Raw genomic sequence first — 21,153 nt, 5'->3', positions numbered from 1 at the left:
CCTGATTCAAAGCAAAAGCGCGCCTACCCGTTTGCGCGGCGGCGCTCCTTGGATAGCGCTACGGCATTCATCGCCGCGCCTGTTCGGCTTGCTTTTGCTGCGATCGCCGTCGGGATGGTGACGCTGCGCAGCACCATGTCGGTCATGGCCGCCACCGATTGCGGCTCGCTCATCAGGAACCCCTGGACGGTGTGGATGCCCGCCTCTCTCGCATAGTCGAGCTGTTCCTGCGTCTCGATCCCTTCGGCGACCACCTCCATGTCCAGCGCCTCGGCCATCAGCCCGACCGCGCGCACGATCGCCTGATCCTCGACGCTGGTGGTAATGCCGGTCATGAAGCTGCGGTCGATTTTGATGCCGTCGAAACGATAGGAACGGAGATAGCTCAGCGAGGAATAGCCGGTACCGAAATCATCGAGCACCATGCGGAGGCCGATCTGTTGCAACGCCTTGAGCATATGCTGGGTGTGCGTGTCATCGTCGAGGAACACGGACTCGGTCATCTCCAGCTCCAGCCTGCGCGCAGACAGCCCGGTCTTGACCAGCGCCTCGATCACCGCAGTGGGAAGCGCGCCCGAATGCAGCACGGCGGGAGAGATATTGATCGCGAGGCGAACGTCCTCGGGCCAAAGCGCGGCTGCCTCGCACGCACTGTCGATCGTCCAGTGCGTGATTTCCTCGATCGTACCCGTGCTCTCGGCTACCGGGATGAACTCTGACGGTGATATCTGGCCCAGCGTGGGGTGGTTCCAGCGCAACAGCGCCTCGCAAACCGCGATCCGGCCCGTCTTGACCTCGAAAATCGGCTGGAATTTCAGCACCAGCTCTCCGTTCGCCACCGCGCGGCGCAGCCCGGTTTCGATCTCGTGGAGGCGGTGAAAACGCTCTTTCATCGACCAGACGAAGCTGACGACCCGGTTGCGACCCATGTTCTTCGCTTCATAGAGCGCAAGGTCGGCATGCTGCATCAGCTCCTCGGCGTCGCGCCCGTCCTGCGGGCCGACGGCAATGCCGATCGATGCGGTATTGGTGAGCAGATGCTGGCCGACGCGCATGCCCTTCGCCAGCGCGGCCAGCAGGTCTGCCGCCAGTTCCTGCGCCACGGTGCGGTTGGCTTCGGGACACAGTATCACGAACTCGTCACCGCCAAAGCGTGCCACATGCCCACGGTCGCCGATCGTGCTGCTCAGCCGCTCCGCCACCGCGCGCAACAGGCCATCGCCGACCTGATGCCCGAGCGAGTCGTTGACTTCCTTGAACTTGTCGAGATCCATCCACAGGATTGCAAAGGCGTCATGGGTGTACCGATTGGCGGCAAACAGATCACGCAGGCGCATCTGCATCGCCATGCGGTTTTCAAGGCCGGTGAGGCTGTCATAGCGGGCGAGCCGCTCGAACTTGGCTGCGAGCAGCGATTTCTCCTGCTTGCCCCGCAGCGCCTCTACAACGATGTTGTGGGTGGTGCGGGTGATGTCGCGCATCGCGAAGATCATGATAAACAGCACGACCGCGAGCGCGCGATAGCCGAAATCGCCGCTCAACCACAGTCCCACCACCGTGGGTAGCAGCGCAAGGCTGGTCTGCCCCAGCGCGATCTTGACCCGACCCGCATTGCGCCCGGCAATCCCCGCGCCATAGCCTGTCGCCAGCGAGACCGAGAGCATGTGTATCGCCGGGTTGTCCGTGCGCACCAGCGTCACCAGCGCCAGCATGCCGAGCATCGCGGCATAGCTCCACGCACCAAGCTCGTAGGCCATCTCCCATCGGCGATAGGCCCGCGCGACGCCGCTCTTGAGCTTACGGTAATAGAAAATGGCGGAAATCGTCCGTCCCACCGCGATCAGCGAGATGACCGCAGCGCATCCCGTCATAACCGGGTCATGCGAGATATGGGCGATCGCGACGCTGAGGAGGAAACCCGAAAGCGCGCCGATAGCAAGCGATGTCGGCGAGGCATACAGGCTCTCCACGAGCGGCCGCCTGATGTCGGCCTCGCTCGCCCTCGTCCGCGCGAGAAGAGTCAGCAGTCGTGTGCCCAGTCTGCGCAAAGGCTTCTCCAAATCCCATGCTGGCTATGCCTGCGCGGCGTTGACAAAATGTTAACCGCGGTTCAGCAACTGTCCCATAACGGCACAGCGACTGAGCGCGCGATGGTGTTCGCTCTCGCAACAAATTCATGGTTGATGGCCGTGACAACCGCCACGCCATATCGCATAAGCGGGGCAAAGCTGATCTTCGGGGAACTGTAATGCGTGACGACATGATGAGCCGGATGCCCGCCATCGCCCTTTCGGCGATGCTTACGCTGTTTCTGCTGCCAACCCCAGCGCTGGCTTATATCGGCCCCGGGGTCGGCGCCGGCGCGATCGGCGCCGTGCTGGGCGTGATCGGCTCGATCTTCCTCGGTCTGTTCGCGATCATCTGGTATCCTGTCAAGCGCATGCTCAGGTTGCGCAAGAAGAAGGACAAGGACGAAGGCAGCGCCAACTAAGTCGCCAGCGGTATGACGTTGACCGACATCGTCCTGCTCGTGATCGCCGCCATAGTCGCGAGCGAGTTGCTGTTGCGCCTGCCGGTGCTGCGCCAGGCGCAGGGTCTGGGCGAGGTCGCGCGCAAATCGGCCGCGGTCCTTGCGAGCAAGCGCATTTCCGATCACTGGAAAGAGCGGATATTGCCGGTCTATTCGGCCCGCATGGCCCGGTGTTCGGTGCTGTTTTTCGTGTTGCTGTGCTGCGCGGTGGCGCCGGTCGCGCTTGTCGGCCTTGTCGCGCCGGGCGGGGAGACGCGCTGGCTCGATCTGCTGATGCAGCCCGCCGCTCTTGCCCTGCTGTGCGCCGTATCCATCGGCTATGTGGTGCTGCGTCTCAAGGTGATGCGTGGCTGACTACGGCGCGCTCGACAAGCTGCTGCATCATCTGGCGCTCGGCTCGTCCATACGCGCCGAGATGATCCACGACATCGAAAAAGGCATGTTCCTCAAGGCGGCGCCAGCGGACCTAGGCCGCCACGTTTTCGTCTGCGGTCTCGCGCGGGCGGGGACGACCATCCTGATGCGCGAAATCCACGGCTCCGGCGCGTTCGGTTCGCTTACCTACGCAGACATGCCGTTCGTGCTCGCACCCAATCTGTGGCGTAAGGTCTCGGCGCGCGGCGCGCAGGCTGGCGAAAAGAAGGAGCGCGCGCATGGCGACGGCATCGCGGTCGATCAGCATAGCCCGGAGGCGCTGGACGAGGTCTATTGGCGGGTATTCGCGGGCAAGGACTATATCCGCAAGGATCGTTTGACCCCGCACAAGCCGGACCGGGATCAGATCACCGGCTATCGCGAGCTCATTCGCCTAGTGCTGCTGCGCACCGGCAAGACGCGCTATCTCTCGAAGAACAACAACATGATCCTGCGCCTGCCCACGCTGGCAAAGGCGATGCCGGATTCGACCTTCCTCGTGCCGGTGCGCGATCCCGTCAGTCACGCGATGAGCCTGCTCTCACAGCATCGCCGCTTTGCTGAAGCTGACCGCTTTACCCAGAGCTATATGCAATGGCTCGGCCATCACGAGTTCGGCGCAACACACCGCCCGTTTGCATGGGGAAGCGAGGAAATTTCGGGTGCCCCGCAAACGCCGGATTATTGGCTTGCCCGCTGGATTTCCGCTCATCAGGCGTTGATCGAAACGGCGCAAGCCCACGCCAATGTCTTGATTGTGCCCTCAGATGACTTGGCGGGCAACCCCACGCTCTGGCCGGCGATAGCCTCCCGCATCGGCATCCAGGCCAATTCCCTACAGGAAATCCGCGCGCTGCCTGAGCGCGCCGCGCCACAGACCGACCCGGCCCTCACGAAAAAGGCCGCCGCGCTCTTCTCTGAGCTGGGCGACCTTTCCCGAAAAAGTTTCGGCTAAAAGCTCAGGTGAAGCGGTTGCTAGACGGTGGATCGCTCGCCGGGAAGCTCTCGTCGCTTGCCTGATCCAGCTTGTCCCAGTCATTGATGTCGCTCGCCATCGCTTCCTGGCCGGCGTTGCGCACATCGACCGTGCCGGGCGTCGATTCTCCCGTGGCAAATGCAGCACGCGACATATCGTGCTGGCCCTTCTTCATATAGCGGTACAGGCCATAGCCCAGCGCCGATGCGAATGCTAATTTCAATAGTGCCATTGGCTGCTCCTTTTATAAAATTTGCGCCTTGGCGGTTACAATAGATGGCATGGCCGATGGTTCCGCCACAGCCGAGAGAAGGAGCCGGTCAGGGGATAAGCAGACTCGCGTCGCCATATGAGTAAAAGCGATAGCTGCGCGCAATCGCATGGGCATAGGCCGCCTGCATCCGCTCCAGCCCCATCAGCGCACTGACCAGCATGAACAGCGTAGAGCGCGGCAGGTGAAAATTTGTCATCAGCCCGTCAATCGCGCGGAAACGATAGCCGGGCGTGATGAAGATGCGCGTTTCGCCCGTCCATGCCTGCAGCAACCCCGCCTCATCCGCCGCGCTTTCGAGCACGCGCAGAGAAGTCGTGCCAACCGCGATCACCCGCCCGCCCCGCGCCCGCACGGCGTTCAGCCGCTCGGCCACGTCCGCGCCGAGGCTGCCCCATTCCGCGTGCATTCGGTGGTCGTCGGTATCCATTGCCTTGACCGGCAGGAACGTTCCCGCGCCGACATGGAGCGTCACCCGTTCGGTGCCGATCCCCGCCTCCTCCAGCGCCTTGATCAGCGCTGGCGTGAAATGCAGCGCGGCCGTCGGCGCTGCGACTGCGCCATCCTTTTGCGCGAACATCGTCTGGTAATCCGCCTTGTCGCGCTCGTCGGCGGCGCGCTTTCCCGCGATGTAAGGCGGCAGCGGCATCCGCCCTGCCCGCTCCAGCAGCACCTCTACCGGCTCGTCACCATCGAAGCGCAAAGTAAAGCCGCCCTCGTCATCCCTGTTTTCGGCAATCGCGGAAACGCCCGCACCGAAGTCAATCCGGTCGCCCGCGCGCAACCGCTTGGCGTTGCGCACAAATGCCTGCCAGCGCCGCAGGTCGATGCGCTTGTGCAGCGTCGCGCCGATGCGCGCTTCTCCGCGCCGCCCCTCAAGCTGCGCCGGAATCACGCGGGTGTCGTTGAACACGAGGCAGTCACCCGCGCGCAGCAGGCCGGGCAGATCGCGCACGTGCGCATCGCGCAGGCCGCCCGCGCCCTCCAGCACCAGCATGCGCGCGGCATCGCGCGGCTCGGTGGGGCGCAGGGCAATGCGCTCCGGCGGCAGCACGAAGTCGAAAAGATTTACTTCCATAGGGTCTGCGGAATACCCCGCACTGCGCCTGTCAGCTTGCCGGAGCGGCGGCTTCCATGCGCGCGGATACGATCTTGGTCGGGTTCTCGGGCGGCTCGCCCTTGGCGATCGCATCCGCCGCAGCCATGCCGTCTATCACGCGGCCGACCACGGTATATTTGTGGTCAAGCTGCATGCGCGGATAGAGCATGATGAAAAACTGGCTGTTGGCGCTGTTTTCATCCTGCGCGCGCGCCATCGAGACGACACCGCGCACATGGGGCAGATAGCTGAACTCGGCATTGAGATCAGGCAGGTCAGATCCCCCGGTGCCATCGCCCTTGGGGTCCCCGCCCTGCGCCATGAAGCCATCGATCACACGGTGGAAGATCAGGCCGTTATAAAAGCCCCGGTTCGTCAGCTCCTTGATGCGCGCGACATGGTTGGGCGCAACGTCAGGCCGCAGCTGGATGCGCACCGTGCCGCCGTTGGAGAGCTGAAGCACCCAGACATTCGCCGGGTCGAGCGGCACGCTCGCGGGAGGCAGCGCCGCCTTGGGCGCCTTGCGCAATTCCTCGGCCTGGCGCGCGGCCTTGGCGGAGCGTTCGGCCTTTTCCATCTCCTCCGCCTGCGCCTTGTTCTGGGCGTAAGCGGTGCCGGTGCTGCCGACGGCTCCGAAGGCCATCAACGCCGCGAGGGCCATCCGAACAAACATGCTGGGCTTCATCAAATAGCCTCTCCGATTGCGATTCTGCGCACCATATGCGCGATAATGAGATGCGGATGAACCAAAAATGAGCGTTATGCTCCTTTCCGCCCCATTTGGCGGACCCGCTCACCCACTTCCTCGCATACGCTGGCACTCACAAAACGGTGAATTGGGCCGCCATAGAGCGCAATTTCCTTTACGAGCCTGGAGGCGATCGGCTGGAGCGAGACGTCGGCCATCAGGAACACCGTCTCGACCGTGTCGTTGATCTGCTGGTTCATCCCCGCCATCTGATATTCATATTCGAAGTCCGCCACCGCGCGCAGCCCCCGGATGATGACGCCCGCCCCCTGTGCCGCCGCGAAATCCATCAGCAACGCGTCGAACGCGACGACTTCGACCTCGGTTTCCAGACCGGCGCATTCGCGCTGAACCATCTCCAGCCGCTCGTCCAGGTTGAACATGGGAGATTTGCTGGCGTTGGTCGTCACGCCGATCACGAGCTTGTCCACAAGCTTCGCTCCCCGGCGGATGATGTCCATATGCCCCAGCGTTATCGGATCGAACGTGCCCGGATAGACCCCGATCCGCCTGCCTCTATTGTCCCCCATGTCAGTGGTCCCTTTCGATCACATAGTCCGCGATGGCGCGCAGCAGGTCTGCCCGCTCGTCATGCTCGTGCAAATGCGCCTTGGCTTGATTCACGAGCATCCGCGCCTGTTCGCGCGCCCGATCTGCGCCCAGCAGAGAGACGAAGGTCTGCTTGCCCGCCTGCGCATCCTTGCCCACCGCCTTGCCGGTCACCGCCGCGTCACCCTCGATATCGAGCAGGTCGTCGGCGATCTGGAAGGCAAGGCCAAGATCGTGCGCATAGCCATGCAGGCCCGTGCGCGCTTCGGGCGGCAAATGCGCCATGATCGCCGCCGCCTCCAGGCAAAAGCCGATCAGCGCGCCGGTCTTCAGCTGTTGCAGCCTTGTGATCGTCGGCAGGTCGAACACCGCGCCTTCCGCCGCGATGTCCATCATCTGCCCGCCCGCCATGCCGTTGATGCCGCTCGCCTTCGCGAGCGCGCGCACCAGGTTGATGCGCACGAACGGATCGGGGTGCGTTTCCTCGCTCGCCAGTATCTCGAAGGCGAGGTCGTGCAGGCTGTCTCCGGCAAGGATCGCCGTCGCCTCGTCAAACGCCTTGTGCACCGTCGGTTTGCCCCGGCGCATGTCGTCATTGTCCATCGCGGGCAGGTCGTCATGCACGAGGCTATAGACATGGATGCACTCCGCGGCGACGCCGACCCGCAGCAGCTGCTCCGGGTCGAGCGAGAAGAGCGCGCCCGCCGCCCGCACCAGCAGGGGCCGCATCCGTTTGCCGCCACCGATCGCCGCATGGCGCATCGCCTCGAACAGCGGCTGGCGTGGGTCATCCGGCACCGGCAAGAGGCGGCCCAGCGCGGCGTCGACATCAGCGCAGATTTCGGAGAGCGCGCTTTTCAGCAAAACCGCGCCTTTATCTCCGTCACCCGGTTGGGTCATCTCAGTCCGCACGAAAGGCTTGCGTGCCGGACGGCACCCCGCCCGCGCCCAGGGTCAGCTTCTCGATCCGCGCCTCGGCATCGGCCAGCCGCTTCTGGCACTGCGCGCGCAACGCCTCGCCGCGCGCATAGAGCGCGATCGACTCATCGAGCGCGACATCGCCCCGCTCCAGCTTGTGCACGATGGCTTCCAGCTCGCGCAGCGCGTCCTCGAACGACAGCGCGTCCTGTTCTGGCGGGGTTAACATATCCTGTCCCATAACGCAGCTTTGGCGTCCCCCTCGCCCCCGGTCAAGCGCCGCGTGTCTCGCCCACCTGTGCACCCCTGAGGATTATTTTTACGTACTGAGACTTTTTTCCATAAAAAATGCGACGTCCATACCGTTAACCATTGACGGAATTGCTGCGCCTGCACATTAGGCAGCTTTCGCTTTACCACCATCTGCTGCATATTGACTCGGAAAGCCCATGATGAAGAAAAGCCTGCACATTGCCACTCTTTCAGCCCTGTTCGCGCTCGCCGCGTGCAACAACGACCAGCCCGAGGTGATCGACCGCTCGCCGCAGGATCCCCTTGCCGATCAGCTCAACAACGCCGCTCCGGTCGAGCTGCCGCCCAGCGTGAAGGTCAGCAAATCCTACCGCTGCGGCGATGGCTCGCTGCTGTTCGTCGACTTCATGTCTGACGACAAGACCGCGATGGTGAAGACCGAGAAGGAAGGCACCGCCACCAAGCTCCAGATGGCCGAGCCGGGCAAGCCCTACACCGCGCCTGGCTATTCGCTCACCGGCAATGGCGACGCCGTCACTGCCGAGCTGCCGGGCAAGGGCTCGCAGAGCTGCAAGGCGTAATCCTATAGAGCGGTGCCAGCCCGCTCCCCCTCCCAACCGCCCACAGGATACCATATCGGGCGGTTGGGAGGGGGAGCGGGCTGGCACCGAAACCCGAAATTTCAGCGCAGCGGCAAATTTCGGACAAATATGAGGGCCGGGTGAGCGATCACCCGGCCCATTTTATTGCGCCTGGCACAGCAAAAGCGGTTCCAACCGTGCGGCAAGTTGATTAAGGGCGTGGGCCATGACCGACACAGCCACAGCCCAGTCCGCTATCACGCCCCAGATCGTCGCCGAACACGGCCTCAGCGAGGAAGAATATGCCCGCGTGCTGAACGCGCTCGGGCGTGAGCCGAACCTTACCGAGCTCGGCATCTTCTCGGTGATGTGGTCGGAGCACTGCTCCTACAAATCCTCGCGCATCCACCTGAAGAAACTCCCCACACAAGGCCCGCAGGTCATCTGCGGCCCCGGCGAAAATGCGGGCGTGGTTGACATTGGCGACGGACAGGCAGCGATCTTCAAGATGGAGAGCCACAACCACCCGTCCTACATCGAGCCTTATCAGGGCGCGGCGACCGGCGTGGGCGGCATCCTGCGTGACGTGTTCACCATGGGCGCGCGCCCCATCGCCAACATGAACGCGCTGCGCTTCGGCCGGCCCGATCACCCCAAGATGCGCCACCTGATCAGCGGCGTGGTACGCGGCATCGGCGGCTATGGCAATTGCGTCGGCGTACCCACCGTGGGCGGCGAGGTGAACTTCCACCCCGCCTATGACGGCAACATCCTCGTCAACGCCATGACCGTCGGCGTCGCGGAGACGGACAAGATCTTCTATTCGGCAGCCTCCGGCGTCGGCAACCCCATCGTCTATGTCGGCTCCAAGACCGGGCGTGACGGCATCCACGGCGCGACGATGGCGAGCGCGGACTTCGGCGAGGACAGCGAGGAAAAGCGCCCCACCGTGCAGGTCGGCGATCCCTTCACGGAAAAGCTGCTGATCGAGGCATGCCTTGAGCTGATGGCGTCAGACGCGATCGTCGCGATACAGGACATGGGCGCGGCGGGGCTGACCAGCTCCAGCGTCGAGATGGCCTCCAAGGGCGGCGTCGGCATCCGGCTCGATATGGACAAGGTGCCCCAGCGCGAAACCGGCATGACCGCTTACGAGATGATGCTCTCCGAAAGTCAGGAGCGCATGCTGATGGTACTGAAGCCCGGCAAGGAGGCCTTTGCGCAAGACATCTTCCACAAGTGGGAGCTGGACTTCGCGGTGATCGGTGAAGTGACCGACACCGGCCGCATGGTCCTCGTCCATCATGGCGAGACGGTGTGCGACATTCCGCTCGCCCCGCTGGCGGACGACGCGCCGCTCTATGACCGGCCGCACGTCCCCACGCCCAAGCGCCCACCCCTCACAGACGTTCCCGCCTGCCCAGACATGGGCGCGGATCTGCTCAAGATGATGGGCAGCCCGGACATCGCCTCGCGCCGCTGGATCTGGGAGCAATATGACAACAAGGTCGGCGGAGACACGGTGCAGGCGCCGGGCGGAGACGCCGCGCTGGTGCGCGTCCACGGCACAGACAAGGCCATCGCGATCAGCACGGATTGCACCCCGCGCTATTGCTTTGCCGACCCGGTTGAGGGCGGCAAACAGGCCATCGCCGAATGCTGGCGCAACATCACGGCGGTGGGTGCCACCCCGCTCGCCGTCACCAATTGCCTCAACTTCGCCAATCCGCAGCGGCCGGAGATCATGGGCCAATTTGTTGGCTGCCTCGAGGGCATGGGTGAGGCCTGCCGCGCACTGGATTTCCCGATCGTCTCGGGCAACGTAAGCCTCTATAACGAGAGCAAGGCGACCGGGGGCGGCTCCGCCATTCTCCCCACGCCTGCCATCGGCGCCATCGGCCTGCTGAAGGACTGGACGAAGAACGCGACCATTGCGTTTAAGGGCGTGGGCGACATCATCCTCGCCGTCGGCAATTGGCAGGGCCATCTCGGCCAGAGCATCTGGCTGCGCGAATGCCACGGTCGCGAAGACGGCCCGCCCCCGCCGGTCGATCTCGCCGCAGAGCGCAAGACCGGAGACTTCATCCGCGCGCAGATCGCCTCAGGCGCCATCAACGCCTGCCATGACGTGTCGGACGGCGGCATCGCCGTCACGGTCGCGGAAATGGCGCTCGCCGGCAATATCGGCGCGATGATCCAGAGCCACGAGGCCGACCACGCCTTCGATGATCCCCGCGCCTTCTTCGCCGAGGATCAGGGGGTCTACATCGTCACCATCGGCGACGCCGCGCTGGCGGACTTTCTCGCCGCAGGCGAAGCCGCGGGCGTGCCGGTGCAACCCATCGGCCGCACCGTCGCCAACCGCCTGATCTTCGAACTGGCCGACAGCGACCACGCCGTCTCCCTCACCGACTTGCGCACCGCGCATGAGGGCTTCTTCCCGAGGCTGATGGACGGAGAGGTTTGAGGGGGAGCAACCTCACCTCCCCGTCATGCTGAACTTGTTTCAGCATCCATTGCGCGGCAGGCTCCACGATGTGATCGAAAAGCAACCCTGCGTCTATGTCCTAGAGCTTGTTGACGATAGGGATTTTCAAATGAGCGGGGTTCTGCTTCAATCGCGTTTTTCGAGACGTAGTTATGTTGCGGGAGGATAGCTATGAGACGTGCTCCGGTTGGACTTGCATTCGGTTCGGGCGTTGTTGGGCTTTGTCTTTCAGTTGCCGCATTCGCCAGCGGTGAGCCGCCCCAAGGGGCAAAGTCGGATTCGTGCAGCATTCATATCTGGCAGCGTAGTATTTACAGAACTAAGTCCGCATCTAACCTGGGTGCTTTCGGCCTTGTAGGTGCCGTTTTGCAAGATCAGTATGACCGAAAATATCCGGCGGCCAGCGTCGAAGGAGTAATGGAAGACGTTCTGAACATTAAAGTGCTACCGGACACGATCGCGTCGGTGTCTTGGGGCAGTTACACCGGAGCCGAGAAAAATACTTTGGTATTCGAACACGAGGCCATTTCGGATAGCCAGCTCAAAGATTTGAAATCAAGTATGGCGCGTAATAGCACAGCACAGGACTCTTGCTATATTGAACTCTACGTCGGCACCCAAACGTTCCAGGGCGGCGCAATCAAATCGCACCTGTTCAGTGACTTTTATGCACGCACCTTTTATGATGACGCGCAAACTCAAAAAGGCGCAACTTTATGGGATCAAACTGCTCACCTATCGGTCAAGGATGCTGACAGTGTGGTTACGGCCAAGCAAATCATCGCGGATGGTTTCGTTACGACATTGACCAAGTTTTTGGCCAATAAGCTACCGAAGCGCAAAATGCCCGGCTGATGTTATATCAATGCATTCGGAACTAGCCGCTGCCTTGATCATGTCAGTTTGGGCGAAAGGGATTCCGAACTGGTTTAGGTTCTGATTCAGAGCTGCTTCTCGATCACATATCAGAGCCTGCCGCGAAATGGATGCTGACCCGCAGGGCGGCGAAGCCAAACAAGTTCAGCATGACGTCGGTAGTGGTGACAGCCCCAAAATCTGGTTCAGACCGACCCAAATCCCACCCCCCCCCTAATCCCCGTCACGGCGATAGATAAACTCATGGTCGAACTGATCGCCGACCTTGAAGCCATAATCGCCGACCTTGGCGAACCCGCGCGCGGCATAGACCTGTTGCGCGCGGTGGTTGCCTGAAAACACGCCGAGCCATACCGGCCCCGGCATATGTTCGGCCAGCCAATCGAGCGCATGGTCCAGCAACGCCCTGCCCAGCCCGGTGCCCTGGCAGTGTTCGGTCACATAGAGTTGATACAGCTCCCCATGCTCTGGCCGCGCCTCCGCGTGCGGAAGCTTGCACGGGCCGACATGAGCATAGCCGACGAGACTACCGTCGCCCGCCTGCGCAACCCAATGCGCCCGGCGCGCATCGTGCAACTGCGCCGCCACCACATCTTCGCCGTAGGACTCGCGCTCGAACAGCGCCAGATTCTCGGCGCTATACTCAATGGGCACCGGGCCATCCACGAATGTCTCGCGAAACGTGCGCCTCTTGAGCACCGCCAGCGCGGAGGCGTCAGCCGACACAGCGCGGCGGATCGTGGTGCCATCGCTCATGCCCGATGCTCCGCCACCCGGGTCACGCGGCAATAGGCGACATGATAGGTGCACATCCCGCCCGCCTTGTCGAACGCGCGCATGACCTTGCGCATCTGCCCGGCGACCAGCGGCTCGCGCCCCTCGACCGGCACCGTCGCGCCGATCCCTTTGAGATGCGCGAGCAGCCCCCTCGCTTGCCCAAAGTCATGCGCATACTCCTCCTCGAACAGAAAGGCGTCGGCATGGCGGGCGAGCATCGCGCGCAGCGCATCCGCATCGGGGTAGAGCGGCGTCCCCGCCTGCAAGCCGAGTGCCTCATGCGCGGCGCGCCATTCGTGAAAGCTGCGCTCCGCCATCGTTGCGAACATCAGGCTGCCGCCGGGCCGCAACAGCGCCGTCAGCCGGTCCAGCGCGCTCGGCAGGTCGGCAAACCATTGAAAGGTCAGGCTTGAGGCGATGAGGTCGAAATGCGGGCCGTCAAACGCGGGGGCCTCGCCATCCATAACGAGGAAGCGCGCCGCCAGATCGCCGCCCCGCTCGGCTTGCGCGATCATCTCCGCCGATATGTCGGTCGCGACGATCTCGGCATCCGGGAACAGGCCGCGCAGATGGCGCGTCAACAGCCCGGTGCCACAGCCGATTTCGAGGATGCGCAGCCTGCCGCCATCGGCCGATGGCTTGACCGGCTGAAGCCGCAACAGCTGCGCCAGCGTCGCCGCGACCACGCGCTGGATGCCCGCATGCGCGTCATAATGCGGGGCGGCCGCGCCAAAAGCTCTGCCAATCCGTTGCGCGCGCTGCTCGATCATGACAAAGCCCTATGCGCAAATCATGAGAAGGTGAAGGACCAACATGGCCCCCGCGCGCGAGGAAAACCGCCTGCCGATGATCGACATCACCCGCGGTTTCGCGGTGATGGGCATATTGCTGATGAACATCATCGCCTTTTCGATGCCGCAGGCGGCCTATATCAACCCCAATGCCTGGGGTGGGGAGAGCGTGGCGGACAGGCTGGCGTGGCTGGTGTCGTTCGTTGCGGTGGATGGCAAGATGCGCGGGCTGTTCTCGCTGCTCTTTGGCGCGTCGATGATCCTGCTGATGGACCGCGCGGAAATGGCCGGGAAAAACGGGCAATCTTACATGATTTCGCGCAGCTTCTGGCTGTTTGCGTTCGGAATCGCGCACTATCTGCTGCTATGGTGGGGCGATATCCTGACGCTGTATGCGCTGATCGGGCTGGTCGCGATGCGCTTTGCGGGCAGGCAGCCGATGGAGCTGGTAAAGCTCGCCTTCCTCACCTTCGCGGCCCAGCTGGCGCTGCTCATCGTGCTCACTGTTGGAATCCAACAGGACGGCACCCTCTCCTACTACCCCCAGCTGTTGGACAGAGCAGCTATCCACGTGGAAATAGCCCTCTACAAAGGCAGCTGGGCCGGCATCTTCGCGCACAAACTCGCGGATATCTGGCACTGGGGATTGGCGGGTTTGCTCTACATGAGTTTCGATACGCTCGGCTTCATGCTGCTCGGCATGGCGATGCTGAAGGGCGGATTCCTCAGCGGCAAATGGGCGCGCGAACAATATCTCGGCACCGCGCGCCACTGCTTCCTCATCGGCCTGCCGCCCATGCTGGGACTAGGCATCTGGGCGTGGGCCCGCGGCTTCGATCCCGCCACCACTTTCGCGGTGGTAATGACCTGGTCGTTCCCCTTCCGTATCCCGCTCACAGTCGGCTATGCCGCTCTAATCCTCGCTTTTTCGATGGCGGCCCCCGGGGCGTTCCTTGGCCGGGTTGCGGCGGCGGGACGCATGGCGTTCAGCAATTATCTGCTCAGCAGTTTGGTAATGACCGGAGTATTTTACGGCTGGGGACTGGGCCTGTTCGCTTCCGTTCCCCGCGCGCAGGTCTATCTCTTCGTGCTGCCACTATGGGCGCTGATGCTGTTCTGGGCGCCGCTCTGGCTCGCCCGCTTCCGCTATGGCCCCGCCGAATGGCTATGGCGCAGCCTGACGCGGGGCAGGCTCCAGAGCCTCAGTCGGTAGGCGGGGTTTTCTCGGCAGCGGCGAGCTTGTCGACGTTCTTGCGCTTTGATCGCCCGGCATAGATCACCGCAGCCGCTAATGCCGCAGAAGCGACCGCGCCGCCCAGCCCAATAAGGGCCGGCTTGGTCCAGCTGGCACCCTTGTTCTGCGCTGAATCGTCGGGGGTCTGGGGAGAAGTTTCGTCAGTCTCTGTCGTCATACCCGCATCTTAGAACCGCCCATGCGATCACCTCAAGCGCAAAAAAACCGAACTGGTCAAATACCGCGCTCTTTCCTGATCGCAAACCACTTGGCGACATTGGCGTTGTGCTGTTCCAGCGTATCGGCAAAGACATGCCCTCCGCTGCCATCCGCGACGAAATAGAGGGCCTTCGTTTTCTCCGGGTTCAGCACCGCTTCGATCGACGCCTTGCTGGGGTTAGCAATCGGCCCCTTCGGCAGACCAGCCATTGAATAGGTGTTGTACCCATTCACGGCAAGGATTTCCGACCGCTTGATCCGCCTTCCGAGCGGCTTGCCCTTGGTGAGCGGATAGATGATCGTAGGGTCTGCCTGTAGCCGCATGCCGACACGCAGGCGGTTGGAATAAACCCCCGCGACCATGCGCCGCTCCGCCGGCACCGAGGTCTCCTTTTCAACGATGCTGGCAAGCGTCACCGCCTCGGCCTTGGACTTGACGACCGTGTGGGCGGAACGGCTGGCCCAGGCTTCATCGAGCGCCCGCGCCATCGCCCCCTGCATTCGCGCCAGCACCTCAGCGCGGCTGTCGCCCTTGTCATACGCATAGGTGTCAGGAAGTATGCTTCCCTCGGCGGGGACTTCAACCGTACCGGTGAGCTGGTCTGCCGCCATCAGCCGCTCGTAGACGAGGATAGACGGCATCCCTTCGGGAATGGTGATAAATCGGTTGATTCCCACACCGCCGACGAGAATTGCGAGAATTTCCTTCTCGCTCGCGCCTCCGGGCACCAGATATTCGCCCGCCTTGATTGCCGATGTGCTGCCAAGCAGCCGCGCGCGCAGATAGAATCGATCGGCGGAGCTAACCAGACCGGCCCGCTCCAGCTCCACCGCCGCGCCCTTTAAAGTTGCGCCGCTCTGCAGGGTGAATGCAGTGTCCTCCCGCGCGGGGCCGGGCCAGGTCCATCCCGCCACCAACACCGCCCCGGCAATCATCACACCGCCTAGCACCAGCCCAAGCAGGATCAGCACAGTGCGGCGCATGGTAAGCGTCAGATTGCCTTCATGATGAGGCTGGCATTCGTGCCGCCGAAGCCGAAGCTGTTGTTCAGCACCGCCTTGACGCTGCGCTGCTTGGCGACATGAGGCACCAGGTCGACGCCGACGCAGCTCTCGCTCGGGTTATCGAGGTTGAGGGTAGGCGGCACGACCTGATCCCGCAGCGCGAGGATGCAGAAGATGCTCTCAACTGCGCCCGCGCCGCCCAGCAGATGGCCGATGGCCGACTTGGTCGAACTCATCGACATGGTGTCGATGGCAGAGCCGAAGAGGCGGCGCACCGCGCCCAGCTCTAGCTCGTCGCCCAGCGGCGTCGAGGTCCCGTGCGCGTTGACATAGTCGATGTCGTTAATCGACAGGCCCGATTTGCGCAGTGCCATCTCCATCGAACGGTAGGCGCCCGAGCCTTCCGGATGCGGCGCAGTCACGTGATAGGCGTCACCCGAAAGGCCATAGCCCACCACTTCGGCATAAATCTTGGCGCCGCGCGCCTTGGCGTGCTCATATTCCTCAAGCACGACGACGCCCGCGCCCTCGCCCATTACGAAGCCGTCGCGCGCCTGGTCATAGGGGCGGCTAGCCTTTTCCGGCGCGTCGTTGAAGCTGGTGGAAAGCGCCTTTGCCTGGCTGAACCCGGCGATGCCGATGGGGCAGATGGTGCTCTCAGCGCCGCCCGCCAGCATGATGTCCGCGTCGTCCATCGCGATCATCCGTGCAGCGTCGCCGATAGAGTGCGCGCCGGTGGAGCATGCGGTGACGACGGCATGGTTCGGGCCCATCAAGCCATATTTGATGGATACCTGGCCAGAGATGAGGTTGATCAGGCGGCCATGAACGAAATGCGGCGATACGCGACGCGGGCCTTTTTCCGCCAGCACCAGCGATTCGCTCTCGATACCCGGAAGCCCACCGATACCCGATCCGATGGAGCAGCCAGCGCGCAGCTTGTCTGCGTCCGACATCTCGGTGAGGCCCGCATCCTCGAGCGCCTGCCCGGCGGCGTCAATGCCAAAGACGATGAACGGATCAACCTGGCGCTGCACTTTGTGGTCCACGCGCTTTCCGGCATCGAAGCCATATTCGTGGTCGGCGGGTTTTACCTCGCAGGCTATCTGGCATGCATAATCGCTGGTGTCGAACTTGGTAATCCGCCCGGCGCCGCTTTTCGAGGCGAGAATGTTCTTCCAGGTGGTCTCGACATCCGCGCCCAGCGGGGAAACCATACCAAGGCCCGTTACGACCACACGACGCATATCCAGCTCCTCACCAAAACCGCGCGAACGGCCCTATCAGTGCCGGGCCGCTCCATCCTCACAGTAAAAATGGCGGCCTCCTTAACACGGGCAAAGCCGCGCCGGAAAGCCGCCACCGCATATCTTCTCGTCCTGTGCGGTCCGGCGGAGTGCGTCCGGCCGCAGACACAGCGCGCTTACTGCTTGCTGTCGATATAGTCGATCGCATCCTTGACGGTGCCGATTTTCTCGGCCGCATCGTCAGGAATCTCGACACCGAACTCTTCCTCGAACGCCATCACCAGTTCGACGATGTCGAGGCTGTCCGCGCCCAGATCGTCGATGAAGCTGGCATCCTCGGTCACCTTGTCCGCCTCGACGCCCAGATGCTCGATGACGATTTTCTTTACGCGATCCGCAGTCTCACTCATGAGTGGTCCCTTTGTACTGTCCGATATGAACGAATGTTAACCCGTTGCTGCGCCCATGCCCTAGAACCCCCGAGGCGGCGTTGCAAGACCCAAGTGGTCAAATCATCGCCATGCCGCCGTTGACGTGAAGCGTCTGCCCGGTGACATACCCGGCATCGCGCGAGGCGAGGTAAACGGCCGCAGCGGCGATGTCGTCCCCCTCGCCTAGCGCGCCCGCCGGGATCTTGGTTAGAATGGCGTCCTTCTGCGCATCGGTCAGCGCATCCGTCATGGCGGAACGGATGAAGCCGGGCGCGATGCAGTTCACCGTCACATTCCGGCTCGCCAGTTCCTGCGCCAGCGCTTTGGACATGCCGATGAGCCCCGCCTTGGAAGCCGCGTAGTTCGATTGCCCCGGATTGCCGGTAACGCCCACGACAGACGTGATCGAGATGATGCGGCCGAAGCGCGCCTTCATCATCGGCTTGGCAGCGGCGCGAATGAGGCGGAACGCGGCCTCCAGGTTAATGCGGATCACATCCTCCCACTCTTCATCCTTCATGCGCAGAATAAGATTGTCGCGCGTGACGCCCGCATTGTTCACAAGAATGTCGAGCTTGCCCCCCAGCGCCTCGACCGCCTGCGGCACGAGTGCATCGACGGCGGCAGCGTCAGACAGGTTGCAGGGCAGGCAGACGTGATCGCCACCAAGCTCACCCGCGAACGCCTCGAGCTTGTCCACATTGCTGCCCGAAAGCCCCAGCCGCGCCCCCTGCGCAGCGAGGCCCTTGGCAATGGCAGACCCAATGCCACCGCTAGCGCCGGTCACCAGCGCCGTCATACCTGTAAGATCGAACATGCTATTCTCCGTCAGATATCTGATAATTGCTCGCGCAGAGGCGCAAAGGACGCCGAGTCCCTATGATTGTTAACGAGACGTCGCACACCTTCTTTCATCGTTTCATGATTGAAGTTAAGCAGCAGCCCTACAGGCTGCTGTGCCAGGCGCAAGTAGGTCAATAATTGCTTGGCATGCGCCTTGTTGATCTGCTCAACTGATTTAATCTCTACAATAAGGCGATCATCGACCAGAATATCTATCCTGAAAGCAGCTTCGAAGCGCAGGTCTTCATATTTTATGTCGATCGGCTTCTGCCGATCGACCTTATAGCCCATCCCAGCGAGCTTTGCAGCGAGTATCGTTTCGTAGACGCTTTCCAGCAATCCGGGACCAAGCTCCCGGTGAATGCTCATCGCAACGCCAATTACGTCACTCGTGATGTCGTCTATGTTTTTTGTCACGCTCTCTGCGTCCTCTGCGCCTCTGCGCGAGAAATCAAATTCTCGCCAGCAGCGCCTCGATGTCGTCCATGCTCACCACGCTCGTCGCGTTCGCGTCCGGCGCGATGCGCTTGACCATGGGGCCGAGAACCTTGCCACCCAGCTCGACAAAGTCGGTGACGCCCGCCTCCCACATTGCGGTAACACTCTCGCGCCAGCGCACGCGGCCCGTTACCTGCTCCACCAAACGCGCTCGGATATCGTCTGGCGCAGCGATTGGCGCGGCGAGCACATTGGCATAAACTGGGAGCAGCGGCGCCTGGATGGTCGCCTTGCCCAGTGCCTCAGCCATCGCATCGGCCGCCGATTGCATCAGCGGGCAGTGAAACGGAGCCGACACGGGCAGCAGCACGCCGCGCTTGATGCCGTGGTCCTTCACCAGAGCAACCGCGCGCTCAACCGCACCGCGATGTCCGGAGATAACCACCTGCGTCGGGTCATTGTCGTTGGCCACGGTGCAGACCTCGCCCTCTGCCGCCGCATCGGCCAGCGCCTGTGCCTTTTCGATGTCTGCGCCCAACAGCGCGGCCATAGCCCCCTCGCCCACCGGCACGGCGGCCTGCATCGCCTGACCGCGCAGCTTCAGCAGCCGCGCTGTGGTGGCAAGATCAAACGCCTGCGCGGCGCACAGAGCGGTGTATTCGCCAAGGCTGTGCCCAGCAACGTAATCGCCCTTGTCGGCCAATTTCAGCCCACCCTCCTTTTCGAGAACCCGCAGCGTTGCGATCGCGTTCGCCATGATGGCCGGCTGCGCGTTTTCGGTGAGGGTCAGGTCGCTTTCCGGTCCGTCGCACATGATGCGGAACAGGTTTTGCGAGAGCGCCTCGTCCACCTCCTGAAACACTTCGCGGGCGACAGTGCTGGCCTCCGCAAGCGCCTTGCCCATGCCGACCTGCTGGCTGCCCTGCCCCGGAAAGATGAATGCGCGCATCCGCGTCTCCTTGTTTCAAATGTGCCGCACGCTCCCATAACGATTTGCGCGCGCCATGGAAGCCCCTTGCATTTCCCGGGCATTTCCGCCATAGGCGCGCCTTCGCAACGCCTGAAGGCCGCGCGAGGAATATCAAGACGACAGCCGGAGGGGCGGTGCGCATGGTGCGCCCGTCAGCAATCGGCCAACGAAGAAAGCAAGCTGTCATGCCGCTATACGAGCATGTTTTTCTTGCGCGTCAGGACCTGGCCCAAGCCCAGGTAGACGCGCTGGCGGAAAACGCCACTGCCATCATCGAAGCGAATCAGGGCAAGGTCACCAAGGTTGAGACCTGGGGCCTGCGCTCGCTCGCCTACAAGATCGCCAAGAACCGCAAGGCGCATTATGTGATGCTCAACATCGACGCGCCCGCAGGCGTCGTCGCCGAGCTGGAGCGCCAGACACAGATCAACGAGGACGTCATCCGCTACATGACCGTCCGCGTCGATGCGCTGGAAGCCGGCCCGTCAGTGATGATGCGCAAGAGCGACCGCGACCGTGAGCGTCGTGGTGGCCGCGATGGCGACCGCCCCGAGCGTGGTGAGCGCGGCCCGCGCCGCGAGCGCGCTGAATTTGACGGCGAATAAGGAGATATAGAGACATGGCACGCCCATTTTTCCGCCGCCGCAAGAGCTGCCCCTTCGCCGCCAAGGATGCACCGAAGATCGATTACAAGGACGTCCGTCTGCTGCAGGGCTTCGTGTCCGAGCGCGGCAAGATCGTCCCCAGCCGCATCACTGCGGTGTCCGCCAAGAAGCAGCGCGAGCTGGCTCAGGCCATCAAGCGCGCCCGCCATCTGGGCCTGCTGCCCTACATCGTGAAGTGAGGAGCTAAGACATGGAAATCATTCTGCTCGAACGGATCGAGAAGCTGGGCGCCATCGGCGACGTCGTCACCGTCAAGGACGGTTATGCGCGCAACTACCTGCTGCCCAACAAGAAGGCGCTGCGCTCCAACGCTGCCAACCGCAAGGTGTTCGAAGCGAACCGTGCCAAGATCGAGGCGGACAACGCGGCCCGCCGCGCCGGCGCCGAGAAGGAAGCCGGAACGGTAGACGGCCAGCAGATCGTGCTGATTCGTCAGGCGTCCAATGCCGGGCATCTTTACGGCTCGGTCGCGGTGCGTGACATCGTCGACGCGCTGCATGCCGATGGCCACAAGATCGTGACCAAGGCAATGATCGTGCTCGAACGCCCGATCAAGACGCTTGGCGTATTCGATGTGCGCGTGAACCTGCACCCCGAGGTCGCCGTCACTATCACGGTCAACGTCGCGCGTTCGCCCGAAGAAGCCGACCTTCAGAAGGATGGTGTCGATGTGATGGCGCAGATGTTCGAGAAGGACGAGGCTGGCTTCACCGAGGATTACGATCCCAATGCCGAGCCGGGCGAGATCGCCCGCGAGGACGCGGAAGCCACCGAGGATCAGGCGGAAGCATAAGCCTCCCCCCTGCCACCAAATTCCAAGGCCCGCCGGAG

General features: G+C 62.7%; 26 protein-coding genes. 10 read left to right on the top strand and 16 right to left on the bottom strand.

What is annotated here, in order from left to right; all coding sequences use genetic code 11:
- Positions 1 to 23: 23 nt before the first annotated feature.
- The gene (locus tag OOT33_RS03005; protein ID WP_307748520.1) at positions 24 to 2,048 is read right to left on the bottom strand and encodes an EAL domain-containing protein; all 2,025 of its coding nucleotides are present in this window, start codon (positions 2,046 to 2,048) and stop codon (positions 24 to 26) included.
- A 224-nt stretch (positions 2,049 to 2,272) separates the two neighbouring features.
- On the opposite strand from OOT33_RS03005, the gene OOT33_RS03000 reads away from it, so the two are divergent.
- The 3 genes from OOT33_RS03000 to OOT33_RS02990 are packed head-to-tail and all read left to right on the top strand — an operon-like array spanning position 2,273 to position 3,899.
- A complete protein-coding gene (locus OOT33_RS03000) occupies positions 2,273 to 2,491 on the top strand; it encodes a hypothetical protein (RefSeq protein WP_307748518.1) in 219 nt (72 codons plus the stop codon).
- Between the two features lie 12 nt (positions 2,492 to 2,503).
- The gene (locus OOT33_RS02995; protein ID WP_307748517.1) at positions 2,504 to 2,884 is read left to right on the top strand and encodes a hypothetical protein; all 381 of its coding nucleotides are present in this window, start codon (positions 2,504 to 2,506) and stop codon (positions 2,882 to 2,884) included.
- Positions 2,877 to 3,899, top strand: coding sequence for a sulfotransferase (locus OOT33_RS02990; RefSeq protein WP_307748515.1), 1,023 nt, complete (start codon positions 2,877 to 2,879; stop codon positions 3,897 to 3,899). Before OOT33_RS02995 ends, OOT33_RS02990 begins: the two co-directional genes overlap by 8 nt.
- Positions 3,900 to 3,903: 4 nt before the next feature.
- Here OOT33_RS02990 and OOT33_RS02985 read toward each other — a convergent pair whose 3' ends face one another.
- From OOT33_RS02985 to OOT33_RS02960, 6 genes are all read right to left on the bottom strand, one after another.
- Positions 3,904 to 4,152, bottom strand: a complete 249-nt coding sequence (locus OOT33_RS02985) for a hypothetical protein (protein ID WP_307748514.1) — start codon at positions 4,150 to 4,152, stop codon at positions 3,904 to 3,906.
- An 88-nt stretch (positions 4,153 to 4,240) separates the two neighbouring features.
- Positions 4,241 to 5,269, bottom strand: coding sequence for a tRNA preQ1(34) S-adenosylmethionine ribosyltransferase-isomerase QueA (queA, locus tag OOT33_RS02980; RefSeq protein WP_307748513.1), 1,029 nt, complete (start codon positions 5,267 to 5,269; stop codon positions 4,241 to 4,243).
- Between the two features lie 31 nt (positions 5,270 to 5,300).
- On the bottom strand, positions 5,301 to 5,963 hold the full coding sequence (locus OOT33_RS02975) for a peptidylprolyl isomerase (RefSeq protein WP_373690485.1): 663 nt from the start codon (positions 5,961 to 5,963) through the stop codon (positions 5,301 to 5,303).
- Positions 5,964 to 6,049: 86 nt separating this feature from the next.
- Positions 6,050 to 6,568: a pantetheine-phosphate adenylyltransferase gene (gene coaD / locus OOT33_RS02970; protein ID WP_307748512.1), complete on the bottom strand. Its 519-nt coding sequence runs from the start codon at positions 6,566 to 6,568 to the stop codon at positions 6,050 to 6,052.
- A 1-nt stretch (position 6,569) separates the two neighbouring features.
- Positions 6,570 to 7,487: a farnesyl diphosphate synthase gene (locus OOT33_RS02965; RefSeq protein ID WP_307748511.1), complete on the bottom strand. Its 918-nt coding sequence runs from the start codon at positions 7,485 to 7,487 to the stop codon at positions 6,570 to 6,572.
- 1 nt (position 7,488) lies between these two features.
- Positions 7,489 to 7,734 (bottom strand): exodeoxyribonuclease VII small subunit, encoded by a 246-nt coding sequence (locus tag OOT33_RS02960; RefSeq protein WP_307748510.1) that lies wholly within the window; start codon positions 7,732 to 7,734, stop codon positions 7,489 to 7,491.
- Between the two features lie 220 nt (positions 7,735 to 7,954).
- Between OOT33_RS02960 and OOT33_RS02955 the strand changes: the two genes are divergently transcribed.
- The 3 genes from OOT33_RS02955 to OOT33_RS02945 all read left to right on the top strand — a co-directional run bounded on the left by OOT33_RS02955 (position 7,955) and on the right by OOT33_RS02945 (position 11,681).
- Positions 7,955 to 8,338: a hypothetical protein gene (locus tag OOT33_RS02955; protein WP_373690484.1), complete on the top strand. Its 384-nt coding sequence runs from the start codon at positions 7,955 to 7,957 to the stop codon at positions 8,336 to 8,338.
- A 226-nt stretch (positions 8,339 to 8,564) separates the two neighbouring features.
- Positions 8,565 to 10,805 (top strand): phosphoribosylformylglycinamidine synthase subunit PurL, encoded by a 2,241-nt coding sequence (gene purL / locus OOT33_RS02950; protein WP_307748509.1) that lies wholly within the window; start codon positions 8,565 to 8,567, stop codon positions 10,803 to 10,805.
- 192 nt (positions 10,806 to 10,997) lie between these two features.
- The gene (locus OOT33_RS02945) at positions 10,998 to 11,681 is read left to right on the top strand and encodes a hypothetical protein (protein WP_307748508.1); all 684 of its coding nucleotides are present in this window, start codon (positions 10,998 to 11,000) and stop codon (positions 11,679 to 11,681) included.
- A gap of 234 nt (positions 11,682 to 11,915) precedes the next feature.
- Here the strand turns inward: OOT33_RS02945 and OOT33_RS02940 are convergent, their stop codons facing one another.
- Positions 11,916 to 12,458, bottom strand: a complete 543-nt coding sequence (locus OOT33_RS02940; RefSeq protein WP_307748507.1) for a GNAT family N-acetyltransferase — start codon at positions 12,456 to 12,458, stop codon at positions 11,916 to 11,918.
- Positions 12,455 to 13,249 carry a methyltransferase domain-containing protein gene (locus OOT33_RS02935; protein ID WP_307748506.1) on the bottom strand — a complete coding sequence of 265 codons (795 nt, stop codon included), beginning with the start codon at positions 13,247 to 13,249 and terminating at the stop codon, positions 12,455 to 12,457. Before OOT33_RS02935 ends, OOT33_RS02940 begins: the two co-directional genes overlap by 4 nt.
- Before the next feature lie 43 nt (positions 13,250 to 13,292).
- Here OOT33_RS02935 and OOT33_RS02930 point away from each other — a divergent pair, with 43 nt between their 5' ends.
- Positions 13,293 to 14,483, top strand: coding sequence for a DUF418 domain-containing protein (locus OOT33_RS02930; protein WP_307748505.1), 1,191 nt, complete (start codon positions 13,293 to 13,295; stop codon positions 14,481 to 14,483).
- Here the strand turns inward: OOT33_RS02930 and OOT33_RS02925 are convergent.
- The 7 genes from OOT33_RS02925 to fabD all read right to left on the bottom strand — a co-directional run bounded on the left by OOT33_RS02925 (position 14,473) and on the right by fabD (position 19,636).
- A complete protein-coding gene (locus OOT33_RS02925) occupies positions 14,473 to 14,682 on the bottom strand; it encodes a hypothetical protein (RefSeq protein WP_307748504.1) in 210 nt (69 codons plus the stop codon). The genes OOT33_RS02930 and OOT33_RS02925 overlap by 11 nt on opposite strands.
- 56 nt (positions 14,683 to 14,738) lie before the next feature.
- Positions 14,739 to 15,707: an endolytic transglycosylase MltG gene (gene mltG, locus OOT33_RS02920; RefSeq protein WP_307748502.1), complete on the bottom strand. Its 969-nt coding sequence runs from the start codon at positions 15,705 to 15,707 to the stop codon at positions 14,739 to 14,741.
- A gap of 8 nt (positions 15,708 to 15,715) precedes the next feature.
- Positions 15,716 to 16,975: a beta-ketoacyl-ACP synthase II gene (gene fabF / locus OOT33_RS02915; protein WP_307748501.1), complete on the bottom strand. Its 1,260-nt coding sequence runs from the start codon at positions 16,973 to 16,975 to the stop codon at positions 15,716 to 15,718.
- Positions 16,976 to 17,151: 176 nt separating this feature from the next.
- The gene (locus OOT33_RS02910; RefSeq protein ID WP_129403368.1) at positions 17,152 to 17,385 is read right to left on the bottom strand and encodes an acyl carrier protein; all 234 of its coding nucleotides are present in this window, start codon (positions 17,383 to 17,385) and stop codon (positions 17,152 to 17,154) included.
- Between the two features lie 97 nt (positions 17,386 to 17,482).
- Positions 17,483 to 18,223, bottom strand: coding sequence for a 3-oxoacyl-[acyl-carrier-protein] reductase (fabG, locus tag OOT33_RS02905; protein WP_307748500.1), 741 nt, complete (start codon positions 18,221 to 18,223; stop codon positions 17,483 to 17,485).
- An 11-nt stretch (positions 18,224 to 18,234) separates the two neighbouring features.
- On the bottom strand, positions 18,235 to 18,666 hold the full coding sequence (locus OOT33_RS02900) for a GxxExxY protein (protein WP_307748499.1): 432 nt from the start codon (positions 18,664 to 18,666) through the stop codon (positions 18,235 to 18,237).
- A gap of 34 nt (positions 18,667 to 18,700) precedes the next feature.
- Entirely contained in the window at positions 18,701 to 19,636 is a 936-nt protein-coding gene (fabD, locus tag OOT33_RS02895) for an ACP S-malonyltransferase (protein WP_307748498.1), read from the bottom strand.
- Positions 19,637 to 19,842: 206 nt separating this feature from the next.
- Between fabD and rpsF the strand changes: the two genes are divergently transcribed.
- From rpsF to rplI, 3 genes are read left to right on the top strand one after another with little or no spacing between them, the layout of a single operon-like run.
- Positions 19,843 to 20,262: a 30S ribosomal protein S6 gene (gene rpsF, locus OOT33_RS02890; RefSeq protein WP_307748496.1), complete on the top strand. Its 420-nt coding sequence runs from the start codon at positions 19,843 to 19,845 to the stop codon at positions 20,260 to 20,262.
- Between the two features lie 14 nt (positions 20,263 to 20,276).
- A complete protein-coding gene (gene rpsR, locus OOT33_RS02885) occupies positions 20,277 to 20,501 on the top strand; it encodes a 30S ribosomal protein S18 (protein WP_004212076.1) in 225 nt (74 codons plus the stop codon).
- A gap of 11 nt (positions 20,502 to 20,512) precedes the next feature.
- A complete protein-coding gene (gene rplI / locus OOT33_RS02880; protein ID WP_307748482.1) occupies positions 20,513 to 21,115 on the top strand; it encodes a 50S ribosomal protein L9 in 603 nt (200 codons plus the stop codon).
- Positions 21,116 to 21,153: the final 38 nt, after the last annotated feature.

The sequence above is a fragment of the Sphingobium sp. DEHP117 genome (assembly GCF_030867385.1).
Classification (GTDB): domain Bacteria; phylum Pseudomonadota; class Alphaproteobacteria; order Sphingomonadales; family Sphingomonadaceae; genus Sphingobium.
This window is presented reverse-complemented; position numbering and strand designations above follow the sequence as displayed.

Excerpts from the sequence above, each read along its gene's own strand:
- OOT33_RS03000 (WP_307748518.1), top strand. The coding sequence starts at position 2,273 with ATGCCCGCCATCGCCCTTTCGGCGATGCTTACGCTGTTTCTGCTGCCA.
- OOT33_RS02995 (WP_307748517.1), top strand. The coding sequence starts at position 2,504 with ATGACGTTGACCGACATCGTCCTGCTCGTGATCGCCGCCATAGTCGCG.
- OOT33_RS02985 (WP_307748514.1), bottom strand. The coding sequence starts at position 4,152 with ATGGCACTATTGAAATTAGCATTCGCATCGGCGCTGGGCTATGGCCTG.
- queA (WP_307748513.1), bottom strand. The coding sequence starts at position 5,269 with ATGGAAGTAAATCTTTTCGACTTCGTGCTGCCGCCGGAGCGCATTGCC.
- OOT33_RS02975 (WP_373690485.1), bottom strand. The coding sequence starts at position 5,963 with ATGTTTGTTCGGATGGCCCTCGCGGCGTTGATGGCCTTCGGAGCCGTC.
- coaD (WP_307748512.1), bottom strand. The coding sequence starts at position 6,568 with ATGGGGGACAATAGAGGCAGGCGGATCGGGGTCTATCCGGGCACGTTC.
- OOT33_RS02965 (WP_307748511.1), bottom strand. The coding sequence starts at position 7,487 with ATGACCCAACCGGGTGACGGAGATAAAGGCGCGGTTTTGCTGAAAAGC.
- OOT33_RS02960 (WP_307748510.1), bottom strand. The coding sequence starts at position 7,734 with ATGTTAACCCCGCCAGAACAGGACGCGCTGTCGTTCGAGGACGCGCTG.
- OOT33_RS02955 (WP_373690484.1), top strand. The coding sequence starts at position 7,955 with ATGATGAAGAAAAGCCTGCACATTGCCACTCTTTCAGCCCTGTTCGCG.
- purL (WP_307748509.1), top strand. The coding sequence starts at position 8,565 with ATGACCGACACAGCCACAGCCCAGTCCGCTATCACGCCCCAGATCGTC.
- OOT33_RS02945 (WP_307748508.1), top strand. The coding sequence starts at position 10,998 with ATGAGACGTGCTCCGGTTGGACTTGCATTCGGTTCGGGCGTTGTTGGG.
- OOT33_RS02940 (WP_307748507.1), bottom strand. The coding sequence starts at position 12,458 with ATGAGCGATGGCACCACGATCCGCCGCGCTGTGTCGGCTGACGCCTCC.
- OOT33_RS02935 (WP_307748506.1), bottom strand. The coding sequence starts at position 13,249 with ATGATCGAGCAGCGCGCGCAACGGATTGGCAGAGCTTTTGGCGCGGCC.
- OOT33_RS02930 (WP_307748505.1), top strand. The coding sequence starts at position 13,293 with ATGGCCCCCGCGCGCGAGGAAAACCGCCTGCCGATGATCGACATCACC.
- OOT33_RS02925 (WP_307748504.1), bottom strand. The coding sequence starts at position 14,682 with ATGACGACAGAGACTGACGAAACTTCTCCCCAGACCCCCGACGATTCA.
- mltG (WP_307748502.1), bottom strand. The coding sequence starts at position 15,707 with ATGCGCCGCACTGTGCTGATCCTGCTTGGGCTGGTGCTAGGCGGTGTG.
- fabF (WP_307748501.1), bottom strand. The coding sequence starts at position 16,975 with ATGCGTCGTGTGGTCGTAACGGGCCTTGGTATGGTTTCCCCGCTGGGC.
- OOT33_RS02910 (WP_129403368.1), bottom strand. The coding sequence starts at position 17,385 with ATGAGTGAGACTGCGGATCGCGTAAAGAAAATCGTCATCGAGCATCTG.
- fabG (WP_307748500.1), bottom strand. The coding sequence starts at position 18,223 with ATGTTCGATCTTACAGGTATGACGGCGCTGGTGACCGGCGCTAGCGGT.
- fabD (WP_307748498.1), bottom strand. The coding sequence starts at position 19,636 with ATGCGCGCATTCATCTTTCCGGGGCAGGGCAGCCAGCAGGTCGGCATG.
- rpsF (WP_307748496.1), top strand. The coding sequence starts at position 19,843 with ATGCCGCTATACGAGCATGTTTTTCTTGCGCGTCAGGACCTGGCCCAA.
- rpsR (WP_004212076.1), top strand. The coding sequence starts at position 20,277 with ATGGCACGCCCATTTTTCCGCCGCCGCAAGAGCTGCCCCTTCGCCGCC.
- rplI (WP_307748482.1), top strand. The coding sequence starts at position 20,513 with ATGGAAATCATTCTGCTCGAACGGATCGAGAAGCTGGGCGCCATCGGC.